The sequence below is a fragment of the Acidilobus aceticus genome (assembly GCF_055392325.1).
The window spans coordinates 863,325-876,409 of the sequence record NZ_AP042407.1; the positions used below are offsets into that span (position 1 = coordinate 863,325).

At 63.2% G+C, this 13,085-nt stretch carries 9 protein-coding genes; 3 read left to right on the forward strand and 6 right to left on the reverse strand.

Translation table 11 applies throughout. The features are described from left to right. Positions 1-12 precede the first annotated feature (12 nt). Positions 13-957 carry a glycosyltransferase family 2 protein gene (locus ACZ5OO_RS04500; protein ID WP_013265989.1) on the reverse strand — a complete coding sequence of 315 codons (945 nt, stop codon included), beginning with the start codon at positions 955-957 and terminating at the stop codon, positions 13-15. A 71-nt stretch (positions 958-1,028) separates the two neighbouring features. Here ACZ5OO_RS04500 and ACZ5OO_RS04505 point away from each other — a divergent pair, with 71 nt between their 5' ends. From ACZ5OO_RS04505 to sfsA, 3 genes are read left to right on the forward strand one after another with little or no spacing between them, the layout of a single operon-like run. Continuing rightward, positions 1,029-1,490, forward strand: a complete 462-nt coding sequence (locus ACZ5OO_RS04505) for a hypothetical protein (protein WP_013265990.1) — start codon at positions 1,029-1,031, stop codon at positions 1,488-1,490. Then, complete coding sequence (locus ACZ5OO_RS04510) at positions 1,468-1,833, forward strand: NifB/NifX family molybdenum-iron cluster-binding protein (protein ID WP_464077921.1); 366 nt, start codon at positions 1,468-1,470, stop codon at positions 1,831-1,833. Before ACZ5OO_RS04505 ends, ACZ5OO_RS04510 begins: the two co-directional genes overlap by 23 nt. A gap of 10 nt (positions 1,834-1,843) precedes the next feature. Beyond that, a complete protein-coding gene (gene sfsA / locus ACZ5OO_RS04515) occupies positions 1,844-2,524 on the forward strand; it encodes a DNA/RNA nuclease SfsA (protein ID WP_464077922.1) in 681 nt (226 codons plus the stop codon). On the opposite strand, the gene ACZ5OO_RS04520 is transcribed toward sfsA, so the two are convergent. The 5 genes from ACZ5OO_RS04520 to truD form a co-directional block, all read right to left on the reverse strand. Then, complete coding sequence (locus ACZ5OO_RS04520; RefSeq protein ID WP_464077923.1) at positions 2,487-3,836, reverse strand: alkaline phosphatase family protein; 1,350 nt, start codon at positions 3,834-3,836, stop codon at positions 2,487-2,489. The genes sfsA and ACZ5OO_RS04520 overlap by 38 nt on opposite strands. Positions 3,837-3,964: 128 nt before the next feature. After that, positions 3,965-8,185: a hypothetical protein gene (locus ACZ5OO_RS04525; RefSeq protein WP_464077924.1), complete on the reverse strand. Its 4,221-nt coding sequence runs from the start codon at positions 8,183-8,185 to the stop codon at positions 3,965-3,967. 129 nt (positions 8,186-8,314) lie between these two features. Then, a complete protein-coding gene (locus ACZ5OO_RS04530; protein ID WP_464077925.1) occupies positions 8,315-11,137 on the reverse strand; it encodes a hypothetical protein in 2,823 nt (940 codons plus the stop codon). Positions 11,138-11,142: 5 nt separating this feature from the next. After that, positions 11,143-11,892, reverse strand: a complete 750-nt coding sequence (locus ACZ5OO_RS04535; RefSeq protein WP_464077926.1) for a hypothetical protein — start codon at positions 11,890-11,892, stop codon at positions 11,143-11,145. A 48-nt stretch (positions 11,893-11,940) separates the two neighbouring features. Continuing rightward, the gene (truD, locus tag ACZ5OO_RS04540) at positions 11,941-13,053 is read right to left on the reverse strand and encodes a tRNA pseudouridine(13) synthase TruD (RefSeq protein WP_464077927.1); all 1,113 of its coding nucleotides are present in this window, start codon (positions 13,051-13,053) and stop codon (positions 11,941-11,943) included. Between the last annotated feature and the right edge of the window lie 32 nt (positions 13,054-13,085).

Here is a 13,085-nt window from a genome sequence, read left to right on the forward strand (position 1 = left end):
CTGGTCCTAGTTTTAAGCGTTGGAGCCGCAGGAGCCCAGGGGCACCCCTATCTCCCTGGCCCGCCTCAGCACCTTGCTAGGCAGGAGACCCACGTCGAAGCACGGCCTCCCCCTGGCGTCCTCCTCCATGATCCTGAGGCCCACCTCCCTGAGGTCGTCGGTGCCGTAGAGCCTCCTCGCCTCAGCCCTGACGGCCTCCATTGCCTTCCCAACCCCCTGGGTCGAGGCTATTGAGTAAAAGTCAGCTCTCGGCATGAGCCTCTTCACCGCCACCCTCTCGGGCCTCCTGACCCCCGTGAGGTGGAGCCCCATGGGGCTTGACGAGAGCCTCCTCCTGAAGTAGTAGGGCGGGGCGTAGAGGTACTCGAACCTCCCGTCCCACAGGTACCTGAGCCTCCTCGAGTAGGTGAAGGCCCAGTGCTCCTCGTGGAGCCTGTCAGCCCTGCACCTGTGGCTCAGGTCGCCGCAGAGCGTTATGAAGGGCCAGTAGAGAAGCACGTACCTGTCCCTCCCCTCGCCCTCCACGAAGTCCCTGAGGGCCCTGCCCAGGCCCTCGAAGGCTATGAAGTCTGAGTCCCAGACAAGTATGTACCTGTACCTGGACTCCCTGAGAGCCAGCTCCCTGGCCTCGGCGTAGCCCCTGGGAGGGTACTGCCTGACCACCCTCACGCCCAGCCTCGACCTGGCGTCCTCAAGCACCTGCTCCGTCTCGTCCCACGGGTCGGAGGAGTCCACCACGAGCACCTCGTCAGCCACGGAGGCCGCGTCCTCAAGGGCCAGGGGGAGCCAGTCCGGGTCGTTGTAAACTATCACGGTGGCGCTTATGCCAAGGGGCCTGCCCTCCCTCGACGGGTCAACGAGCCTGAGGCCCCTCGCAACGGTGGCCATCGCGTTATAGGCGGCCCACGTGAGCCTCCTTCCCATTATCCTCCTGGCGTACCTGAGCAGCGACGCCAAGGCCCCTCAGGGCCCTGCCGGGAGCACGGATTATTAACCGCAGCCGCGCCAGGCAGGGTGGGCCGAAGGGCTTGAACTGGGACGACGTAGTTAAGGTCGTGCTCTCCATGCCCCCTCACAGGGACCTGGCGCTCCTCAAGTCCCAGCTGCCGAGCCCCAGGCTCTCCGGCTTCAGGAGGAGGTGGCTCTCGGAGCCGAGGGGCCAGAGGGCCGACTGGGAGAAGGTAATGCCTGACGGGAGGTCGGTGCACGTGAGGGAGTACAGGGACCACTACCTGGTGCACTGGGACATAGCCTCGCCCTCGAGGAGCGCCCTGAGGCACCTGGTCTACGACGCCCCGCACTGGCTGATAGTCGCTGTGGCGGCCGCCGTCACGGCGATATCAGTGCTCCTGGGCCCCGGCGCTAAGGTCGGGGCCGCCGGCGGCCTCATGGCTACTGGCAACATGCTGCTCGGGTATAGGAGGTCGCTTATAGCCCCGGCCGAGCCCCTCAGGCTCCAGGGCCAGCTTGAGGGCGTGCTTACCACTTGACGAGAGCGGAAGGGTCGCGGTGTCCTCCAGGGCAAAGTACATGGCCTTAGGTGTCCTGGACGGCACCTCAGTTGCCGTAGAGAAGGTCGTGGAGAACCCGGCCTTAAAAGCCAGGGAGAGGAGGCCAACCTTCATAAGGGCCTGCAGGGAGGCCGGGGCCCAGGTGGTCATAGCGGCCCACGGCTCCTACTGCATACCCTCGGCCGTGGAGGCCAGGAGGGGGAGGCTGAGGCTGCTGGTCGGCGAGGGGAGGCCGGGGGACCTGAGGCTCAGGGAGGCCGGCGCCTGGGAGTTCATATACTCCAGCCTGTTAGCAACCTTCGAGAGGGCGAAGGGCCATTAGGCCGGGCGACGTGGCCTACACCTTCGAGGGCCCCCTGAGGGAGGCCAGGGTGAGGGGGAGGTCCAACAGGTTCCTCGTCATACTTGATGACGGCACTGAGTGCCACCTCCACGACCCAGGGAGGCTGAGGGAGCTCATATACTCCGGCAACAGGGTCCTCGTGAGGCCCACCAGGGGGCTGAGGACCTCCTGCTCAGTGACGGCAGCGTGGTCAAACGGCAGGTGGGTGGTGGTGGACAGCAGGATCCACAACAGGGTCGCCTCCCTCTTCCTGCCCCCTGATGCCACGCCGGAGGTCAGGGTCGGGGACAGCAGGCTGGACTTCAAGTACGACGACACCTACGTCGAGGTGAAGGGCTGCACCCTGGTAGTTGACGGGGTCGCGCTCTTCCCCGACGCGCCCACCGAGAGGGGCAGGAGGCACGCAGAGGAGCTGGCCAGGCTGAGGGAGGAGGGCCGCGGGGCCGTGATGATGTTCCTCATAATGAGGGACGACGCCCTCTGCGTGTCCCCCAACTGGTCAACGGACCCAGCGTTCTCCTCGCAGTTCGTCAAAATGGTTAAGGCGGGGGCCAGGGTGGAGGCCCACAAGTTCAGGCTTGAGGGGAACAGGCTGATATATGTCGGCGACGTGCCCCTCTGCGATGGTGCCCTCAGCGGGATGCCAAGAGCTCCTCCAGCAGCCCCCTGACCCTGGTTATGTCTATTACGCCCATGTCGCCCCTGCTGACCGTGCCCTCCGGGTCGTACACCGAGAGCACCCCGAGCCAGTCGTGCATGGAGTCGTCAGGCCCCTTGTCGTTCCTGTCCGTGTAGTTTGAGGGCCACCCGACGGTGCCTATGGGCCTCCAGTTGAGGTCGTCTAGGTAAACCGTGAGGTCCGGGGCGTCGCCCTTGGCAACAGGGTATATCTCCTGCGGCTCGTAGGCCTCGTTCCTCCAGGCCTCCCCGTTAGGCCCCCTTATCTTCATGACGGCCCCCTTCACCTCCCTGACCAGGTCCTCCAGCTCCTCCCTGCCAACTATGCCGTGGGGCTCCCTGCCCCTCACGTTGAAGAAGAAGCGGGAGTAGTAGCCTCCCCAGGCCCAGACCCTGGTGTGGTCCCAGTCTATAATGTCTGGAGTCAGGTCCGTGCCGGGGGACCTCGGCCTCTCCTTAAGCTTCAGGTAGCCCTCCTGCTCGAGCCACTGGTTTATGGCGAAGGCCCCGTGCATCGACTTTGTGCCGTGGTCGCTGGCTATCACTATTATCGAGTCCCTGAGGGGGCCCCGGGCCATCTCCTCAAGCCATGAGTCGACCCTGCTGTAGACCTCCGGTATCACCCTGCTGTAGACCTCGTGGTAGGTGTACCTTGGGTGCCTCTCGTCGAAGTACTTCCAGAAGGCGTGGTGGGCCCTGTCTATGCCTATCTCCACGTATATGAAGGCGTCCCATGCCTTGCCCTCGGCCAGGTACTTCACTATCCTGCCGTGGTTCTCAACCATCGCCAGCAGGTCCCTCCTGGCGGCGTCCCTGTCCTCGGTCCTGTAGACGATGTCGAACACCGGGTCGCCCACGCTGGACTGGAGCTCCTGCCTGAGCCAGGGCGGCCACGTGTAGGGCTTCTGCGGGCCCGGCGTGTTGAAGTCGGTCACCATGAAGCCGTTGAGCGGCCTGGGAGGGTACGTCGGGGGGACCCCGAAGAGCCCGAACCTGAGCCCCCTCCTGCCCAGGTCGTCCCATATGGCGGGCTCCCTCACGTCCTGCGACGTGACCACGTAGGAGTCAAAGGTCCCCGGCCTCCTGTGCCTGAAGCCGTAGATTCCCAGCTCGCCCGGGCTCCTCCCCGTGAACATGACCATCCAGGCGGGCACGGTTATGGGAGGGTGGCAGGTCCTCATGAGGTACCTGGCGGAGTCCTCGACGAGCCCCCTTATGAACTTGAAGCCCCCGCCGTCGTGGCCCTCGTAGAGGACATACGGCGGCAGCGAGTCAAGGCCCAGGACGAACAGCCTCCTGGCCAAAGCGCCTCACGGGTTGCCTTGATGCCTGGAGGGTTAAATAAGTGGAGCCCTGCCAGGCGACGGGAAGAAGAAAATTAAAATAAAAATATAAAAATAATAAAAAGAAAAATTTGGTTAAGTTAGGGCCCTCAGAACTTGGCGAAGGCCACGTATGCTATCAGGGCAAGGGCTATTATGGCGACTATCAGCGCGCCGAGGCTGTAGGTCGCGGCCGAGGCCGCCGTTGAGGCCGCGCTGTGGGCCTCGCTCTCAGCGGCCGAGGCCGTGCTGCTGAGAGAGCTGAGCGTTGAGCTCATGCTTGTGACAGTGCTGCTTATTGAGCTTACTGTGCTGCTCACGCTGTTAAGGGTTGAGCTCATGCTTGTCACGGTTGAGCTTATGGAGCTGACGGTGCTGCTCATTGAGCTTACTGTGCTGCTGAGCGAGCTGAGGCTCGAGGCCACGCCGCTTATGGTTGAGGCGGCGGAGCTCAGGGTGCTGTTGACGCTCTGCAGCGACGAGTATATGCCGCTGAGGTCGCTGGCCACGGTGTTAACGGTGCCCTTTATGGACTCCACGTTGCTTGCTATGGCGCCCAGCTGGCCTCCCAGGTTAGTTATGTCGGTCTCCAGCGTGTTGAGCGAGGCGTTCACCGCGCTGAAGTTGCCGGCTATGTAGCCGCTCAGCGTGGACTCGGCGGTGCCTATCTCTGACGAGAGCATGGAGGCCTCGGAGGCTATGGTTGAGTTGAGGCCTGAGACCTGGGTTGAGAGGCCGCTGAGCATCGAGGCCATGGAGGCGTAGTCCTTGGCTATCGTGGCGTTGAGGCCCGCCACCTGCGATGATATGCTGCTCAGCTGCGATGAGAGGCCCGCGTACTCGCTCCTGACCGTTGAGTTGAGTCCCTGCAGCAGCGAGCCTATCTGGCTCTCGAACTTGTTGAGGGCAGCCTGTATAGCGGTTGTGTTGACCTGCACTACGCCAGTCGCCGCGGCCGCCTCGCCCGTGAACTGCTTGCCAGTGAATATGTACGTGGCGGTCTGCGTCACGGTAACAGCCAGGGTCCCTCCGGTCACGTTGCTCGGCAGTACTATGAAGTACACGTAGTAGCCCGGTATCGTGGCCACGTACATTATGTCTGAGGGCGGCAGCTGCTCCACGCCGGTCGGCGTGCTTATGTAGGCGGCTATGACAGGCTTCGAGAGCACGAAGAAGTCGGAGGTGAAGGTCGCCGGCAGGCCCAGCACCGGCACCTCGGTGGGCACCAGCACCTCAACCGGGGAGCCGCTGGCCGAGGCGGGGGCCACAACCTGCACCTGCACTGGGTACGCCGGCAGGGTCTGCACTAAGTAGAGCGTCACCTCGCCCGGCGCTATGGTCCTGGTCGCGTTGACCGGCGGTTTAGCTGTCTGCGGCACGTATGGTCCAGTTATGTTCTCGCTTATCGTGTTGTAGCCTGGGCAGAGCTGCAGCGTCACGCCGGCCTGCAGAGTTGAGCCCACGCCGCTGAGCTGCGGGTTGAACAGGGTGCCGTTGATCACGTAGCCTATGAGCACCTGCTTGCTTACCAGGCCGCACTGCGTGGTGACCTGTATGTACACGGGCAGCGAGTACGGGTGCTTCAGCGTCCACGTGGTGTTGTAGCTTATCGGCGAGCCGAAGACGTACTCGGTGAACGGCGTGCCTACAAGGGTCAGCAGGTAGCCTGGGCTCGTGAGCAGAGGCGACAGCTTGACTATCACGCTTCCGTTGTAGTGCGTGAAGTTGGTCAGCAGGTAGCCTATCGAGTACTGCCCAACGAGTATGTCAGCGGCCCTCGCCACGAAGACGCCGGTGTAGCTCGGCGCTGAGCCGGCCTGCACCGAGGCGTTGTATATGCTTATGTTGTACGCGTAGTCGTAGGCGTTAGGTATGTACGCCGCGGTTCCCGGCAGGTTCGGCACTGGCACGTTGTAGAACACTCCGTAGCCTCCGGCGTACCAGGTGCCGCTGAACGCCTTGTCGCCGAACGGGGTCACCTGGGATATGTTCACTCCTGCGAAGTAGTAGTTCGAATACGATGACGAGGACATGTTGAACTGCAGGACCACGGTGCCGTACTTGCCTGTGCTCACGTTGGCAGTGAAGCCTGCGCCTGCGACCACTACTGTGCTTATCTCGCCCTCCGAGGCGGGTATGAGCGGCGCGGTCATGTTAGTTATGTACTGGGTTGCCTCGTACGGGTACTTCAGCAGGAAGCTCGGCAGCATCACCTGGCCGAGCAGCCCGGTGACTATGGGCGTTGGGCCGAAGACCTCAGGCGTCGGGTTGACGTATACTATGGCGTTGCCGGAGTACTCGCTTATGGGCACCTTGAAGCTGGTGGCGTTCGTGGTCAGGGACGTGTAGGTCGGGTTCGCCACGGTTACGGTGTAGGTGCCTGGGGCCTTTGAGAACACGTTGAGGTAGAGGCTGCCGCTCACAGGCACCTGGCTTATGTAGGCGAAGTCGCCGTACTTGTCAGCTGCAACCAGGGAGCTGCTGAGCGGCGCCAGCGTTGAGGAGTACGTTGAGCTCGTCATGACTGGGTACTCGGCCGGCGCCAGGGACGTGGTGAAGCCGAAGCCCCTCACGAGCAGGTAGTTGCCGAGCAGCAGGTAGTAGTTGCCGTTGGTAGTATTGAAGTAGAACATGCCGTTGCTGTTGCTGGTGAAGACCTGGTAGAACGGGTACACGATGACAGAGACAGAGGTGCTAGAGCCGCTCTTGTACCAGAGCGTGTCGTTGGCTACGAAGTTGTACGGGCTTATGGATCCTGACACCACTATCGGCGAGTACTGCAGCTCGTACTCGAGGCCCAGCTGGGCGGCCGGGTAGTAGGGCGCGTTAGGTATGAGGCCGTAGAATGACTCTTCGCCGCTTATCGTGGGCGGCACTATGTACGTGAACGAGTAGTTGGCGAAGGTTACGCCGCTGTTGAGTCCCGTAACGAAGTAGCCGCTTGATGTGTAGTAGCTCTCTGAGTTCTCCTCAGCCGGGTAGAGGTACGGGCTGGTCGGCAGGAGCGTGTCGTTGCCTATGGCCGCCACCGCAGCGAAGGTGGTGTCCTCAGGCACGTCGTAGATCGTGAACTCCAGCTCGTCGCCTGGGTTGAGCTGGTTAGTTGGGCCGGCAACGCCTGGGTTCTCTGAGGTTACCTCAAAGCTCGGGAATATGTTCAGGGTCCCGTAGGTCGTGTTTGGCGTGAAGAGGCCGTAGGGCCTGAAGGTCGACGGGTTCACGCCGTAGTTCGTGAGGCTGTAGTTCAGCGGGTAGAAGCTCACCTGGCCGGTGCCGTAGGTGTAGGTGCCGTTAGGCTCAAACCTCACGTATGCGGTGCTGCCCGTCCCGATGGTTATCTGTGTGCTGGTGGTGCTGGTGGTGCTGGTGGTTCTGGTGCCGTTGTAAAATACGTTGAGCTGGAAGGCGCTCATGTTGAAGTAGCTTGTCATAGCGCCCGACTTGAGGTGGACGGCGTTGGTGAGGGCCGGCAGCTTTGCATATTCCGTGAGGGTGCCTAATATGCCCAGCGAGGGCGGGCTCTTAGTGTAGTTTAGTGTGACTGGGCTGAAGACTTCTGATGGCGAGGAAGTAGTTGGATAGTTACCCGCTATCAGGAGAGACCCGGTCGTCACGCTGAAGTTCGAGAAGGAGCCATATAGGTCGTAGGCCATGCCTGTAGTACCGCCGTTCACTAAGTCGCTTATTATGCCTGTGGCGAGCTGGTTGACGCCAGTGACGTTGAGGAAGGCCTTGTCGGCCGTTGTCACCTGGGCTATTGGCACGTAGCTCAGGTTGTTCATCGGCTTAATTGTGACCTGTATCATTGGCTTTATGGTCAGGATGAATGGCCCAGCCGCTATCGCTGGCGCCGAGCCTCCATACTGTACGGGCGCGGCAGTCGAGTACTTGAGGTAGACGTATGCCCATCCCTGGGTGGTCAGGTTTATGAGCACATTCCTCTCCTCGGTCAGCCCTAGGGAGGCGGCGTCCTCTGAGGAGTAGTAAGTTTTCAGGGCAATGAGGAAGTTGTACACGTCGCCGGCTGATATGGTAATGTTGCCCATCACGGCCGTCACGTTGCTGGTCGAGAAGGCGGGAGTTATGGGGACATCGCCGTAGTAGACGTTTGGCAGGCCGTTGGCAGAGAGGTATATGTGGGCCGCAGCTCCCTCGTAAGCTGGAGACAGGTTGAAGGCGAACTCGACCATGCCGTTGACGCTGACCTCCTTGGTGAATACCTTGCCAGTTCCTGGCTGCAGCGAGTAGGCCTTGGCTGCCGCCGCCCCAAGCAGGGGGGCAAGCAGCACCAGGGCCAGGACTACCGCTGCTAGGGCCTTATACGATCTCAACATGGCTCACCTATGCTTGGCCAGGCTACTTGGTTCCCAAGGAGGTATTTAAGAAGTAACACCCGGGTATGCGGCACATAGAATCCCACCTGTGGGATAGGGGTTATGCGCCCGCCCTGGGGATGGCCTTCAGCTTTCAGGGGCCACCAGGTAGATAATACTGAGCCTCCCCTCGACCCTCACTTCAACGCTGCCCTCAAGGGGCCGCGGCGAGAGCCCCAGGTAGAGGCCTCCCCCGGCCCTGAAGGCGACCAGGTAGGCGGTGCCGTTGACCCCAGCGCATGAGATGACAGTAACGTTGAGCTGGGTCACGTTGACCTCAACGAAGGCCCCCTCCAGGGCCAGGGCAGCCCACGCTATAAGCTTGGCCGGGGCCTCAAAGGCAGTGACCTCGCCGCCGGCCTCGCTGGCCACCTCCATTGCCCTGAGCGAGTAGTTGTAGGCCCCTAAAGCGTAGGCTGACCCCTGGCCCCCCTCAAGGAGCTCCGCCTCGGCCCTTTCTAGCAGGCCCACCGCCTGGCCCAGGTAGGCGTAGGCCTGCAAGGAGGCCCCTCCGGCGGCCGCGTCCTCCTGGGCCTCGGAGTAGAGCTCCCCCATCCTCAGGGAGGCCATCATCAGGGAGCCGCTCAGGTTGCTTACGAGCGGGGCCAGCGACGAGACGAGCTCGACGGGCCCGCCGCCAGTTACCCCCTGGGCGAGGGCCTCGGCCCTTGAGGCGTAGGCTTCAGCCTCGCTGTAGTTCCCCTCGGCGGCGTAGCCCGCCGCCTCGGAGTCAAGGTAGAGGGTCTCGCTTAGGGCCCTCCAGTCAGCTGAAGCCTGGGAGGCCCACGAGCCCACCTGGCTCACCTGCTCAAGGGCCTCGGCCTGGAGCCCCTGCAGGGGCGCGCTGACGTTTACTATTGCCTCCACGTCCCTCGAGGCCGCCAGGAGCGTCACGTTGAGCCACGGCAGGTTGGGCGTCCCCCTCACGGCGGCTGAGTAGTTGCCTATCCCCGCCGCCTTGGCCGCGGAGGCGTTGGCCAGGATTAAGGCGCCGGTGTAGTTGCCCAGGTAGGCCTGCCCCAGGGCCTCCCCGAGCAGAAGGGATGACCATGCAGCGTAGCTCAGCTCGCCGAGGTCAGCGACGGCCTGGGAGAGCTGCTGGGCCAGGCTTGGGTCGTTTGAGTAGACAAGGTCCTTCAAGCCGACAGCGTAAGGGGCCGCCTCCCAGAGGTAGCCAGTAGCGTTGGCCAGGGCGCCGCCCGCCTGGGGGCCCGTGACGTTGAAGGCCTCGGCGTCCATGAGCAGCGACATGGAGAGCAGCATGGTGGCGTTAGCGGCCTCCTTAAGGTAGGGGACGTACTTCGACGGCGGGGTCGGGTACTGGTTCACGGCGTAGTTTATGTAGCCGTCAAGCGAGGCTATGGCAGCGCTGACGTTTCCCAGCAGCTCCCTCACGGGGGCGCTGACGTATATGTAGTAAGTCGTGGCGTCCTGGAGCGCCTCCTCCGCGAGCTGCTGGGAGGCCGAGGAGTACTCAATGGTCAGGCCGTCGTTGCCGCCTATGTAAGCGGTTATGGCCAGGGACGTGTTTCCAAGGGCCTCGTAGTCGAGCATGGCAAGCTCTGAGGCCTGGGCGCGGGAGGCCCTGGCTATGGAGGCCGAGAGGCTCAGGTTCGCCCCGCTCCCGTTAACCACGGCCACGAGCTCGCCCAGGGCGGAGGCCAGGGACTCAAGCGAGGCCGTCGCGCTCCTGACGTAGGGGCCCTGGGGGGAGGCGTTGACGTAGCTGATGAGCTTAAGGGCGCTGGAGAGCGACGCGTTGCTGAGCCTCGAAGGCGCCCCAGTTGACATCCTGCCCAGGGCCTGCTCTACGAGCAGGTCGGTCTGGTTCAGGTAGCCCATGGCCTGGCTCAGGTTCTCATAGGCGGCCTGGAGGCCTAGGCTCACGTTGACGCCCGGGAGCCGCTGGGCCACAGCAATGACGTCGGCCAGGGCCCGGCTTATGTTGCCCTCCAGCTGCCCAGGCCTGAGGCTCGGGGCGCTGCAGTTCCCGGGCTCCCTCAGCAGGTACTCCTCCTCGAGGGCCCCCTGAAGGCACGAGAGGGCCGAGGAGGCGTTTGAGAGCTCCTTCATTATGACCGCGTACGTGGAGTTCAGGGCGCTGGTCTCGTTGGCGGCCCTGGCCAGGAGCCCCTCAGCGAGGCTTAAGTTGGCTGAGACCTGGGCGGCCACCCGCTCCCTGAAGCTCATGTTGAGGAGCGGCTGCAGCTGCTGGGCGCTCCTGTTTATGAGGGCCAGCAGCGAGTAGAGCTCGACCAGCTGCCCCGGCGACGTGACGTTGGCGCCTGACACGAGCAGGTAGAGCTCCTCAACATCGCTGTACATGTTTGCCCTGGCCTCGCCGCTTGCCGTGGCGTTCAGCTCCAGCACGTCGCGCTGGGCCAGGGAGAGAAGCTGGGCCAGACCCTCCGACAGGCCAGACGATGACATGGCCGCCGAGTACCCGCTGACGAGCCCAAGGCCCCTGAGGCTCACGCCCAGGGAGCCGCTGTAGTTGCCCTGGGACAGCAGCGCGTAGGCCTTGGCAGCGTAGGACTCCAGCGTAGAAGAGTACGTGGAGTTGAAGCGGAGCGAGGAGGCAAGGTACTCCAGCACCGCCAGGTAGCCCGCGGCCTCCGCCCAGGGGGCGGGCCTCGGGGACTGGGCCCTGAGGTACAGGTATGAGGCCTCCATCACGCGCAGGCTCAGCTCCTCCGCGCCGGTGTAGTTGCCCTCGGCGTACAGCTGGAGGGCCCTGGAGAGCGTGGCGTTGAGGGAGCTCACGTTAGCCCCGTAGGCCCTCAGCACTGAGAGGTCGGTCGAGGCCGCGCTCAGCTGAGGGGGCGGCGAGGAGGCCGGGAGCGACAGGGGGACGGCTGCCAACAAGATGAGCAGGAGCAGTGAAGCCGCGAGCAGCTGCCTGGGCCTCAAGCGGTTCACCTCCTCGTCACGGCCACGGAGACGGCTATGGCCAAAGCCACCAGGACCACCACTATTGTGACGTACCTGAAGACGTCCGACGTGGGCTTCGGCGTCGTGGTTGTCGGAGTGGTAGTGGTTGTCGTGGGGCTGGTCGTCGTTGATGTAGTGGCTGTAGTAGTTGTAGACGTGGTTGTGGTTACGGGCTTAGTCGTGGTTGTCGTGGTGGTAGTGGTTGTTGTGGTCGTGGTAGTCGTGCTAGTCGTTGTCGTGGTAGTTGTAGTTGTTGTCGTTGTTGATGTGATCGTCACGGGCTGCGGGGTCACGTAGAGCGTGAGGTTGCCCGGCCCGGCCAGCAGGGTCGTCACGTTTACCAGGGTCGCGTTGGCGCCTGAGTAGTAGACCAGCACGCTGCCGTTGGCCACGCTCACGTAGGTCCTGTAGGGAAGGTACATCCAGTAGGCGGCCACAGCCCCCTGGACCGAGCAGGGGGGCAGGTAGACGCTCACGTTAACCGTGCCCGGGCTGAGCACCGAGACCTGCAGGGTGCCGTTCGAGTACTCAGCGTAGAGGCTCCCGACTCCCTGCTCATAGGCCGCATACGAGTAGGGCTCAGCGCACAGCGGCAGCTTAAGGAGCTGCGGAGCTGAGGTCACGTTGAAGCTCAACGCCTCTACCGCGCCGACGTAGCTCACCTCGACCTGAGCGTGGACTACGGGCAGGAGGACAGCCGCGATGACTATCAGCAGGACCGCCCACCTAATCATCGCTTAAGCCCGGGGGAGCTGGGCCGGGGCGACTATTATTTTTAAAGGTTACCCGGCGAAGGTTAACGGGTCTTGCCTGAGGAGCTCCCTGAGCACCACCGTGGCGTACATGCCCCTGCCCAGCGAGAACTCAAGCCACTCGCCCGAGAGGCCCAGCCCCCTGACCTCCATGAAGGAGTCCCTCACCATGTCCCTGGCCCTAACGCCGAGCTCGCTGGAGGCCAGCTCACTGACCCCCTCCTCATTCATAACATCCCTGCAGGCCCCCTCGGCCCTTGAGGCGCTGGAGGGCACCACTATCCTCCCCGGCACCTCGTTGGCCTCAAGGTACCTTGAGAGGCACAGGTTAAACAGGTAGGACTGGTATGCCTCAACGAAGAAGCTGGGGGGCATGGGGTACCTCCTCACCGCCCTGGCGGGGTCCCCGCTCCTGAGCAGCTCCCTGAGCACCCTGGCCTCGGGCCAGAGGCTGCGAGGGGCGGCCTCCAGGGCCTCCCTGTACATGCCCCTGTCGTAGAGCTCCCTGAACTCCCTCCAGGCCTCGGGCTCGCCGCTGAAGGGCCTCCCAAGGAGGAGGTCCAGGGCCTCCCTCAGGTTCCCCCTGACTATGGCCCTGCCCACCACGTGGCTGTTGGGCCTCACGAGGCCAAAACGCTGGTAGCCGAAGTAAGCTGGAAGCCTCTTAGCTGAGGCCAGGGCCGAGACCCTCCTGGCCAGCTCGTCGAGCCTCTGGGTGACCACCCTTATTGAGAACCTGTTGCCCGTGTGCTCAACCCTCCTGTTGTGGTCCCCCAGGTACCTGACCTCGACGCCGTCCCGCCTGGCCTCCCTGACCCTCGGACTGCCCCCAACCGTGTAGACCAGCTGGCACGTAACCGCGTTGGAGTCCTTGATGCCAATAACGTGGGGCCTGGAGCCCAGGAGCCTTGAGGCGAGCCTCATTGCTGTGGAATGGTCAACCCCAACCTTGGTCAGAAGGTAAACGTGCATGTTGCCCGAGCCGCTGGGCCTGAACTCCGTGCACGGCGCCCCGGCCACCTCCTCGACAACCCTGAAGCCGTCGGGCCTCGGCACCTGGGCCCCCAGCGGGCCCCAGTCGAAGTCAAGGTAGTAGTAAGGCATTCCCAGCATGACGTCAATGTAGTATGGGCTCCTCCTCATGCCTTATCAGGTGAGGCGTGGGGGCCAGGCCT

Coding starts and splice junctions, on each gene's coding strand:
- ACZ5OO_RS04535 (WP_464077926.1), bottom strand. CDS start 11,892: ATGATTAGGTGGGCGGTCCTGCTGATAGTCATCGCGGCTGTCCTCCTG.
- truD (WP_464077927.1), bottom strand. CDS start 13,053: ATGAGGAGGAGCCCATACTACATTGACGTCATGCTGGGAATGCCTTAC.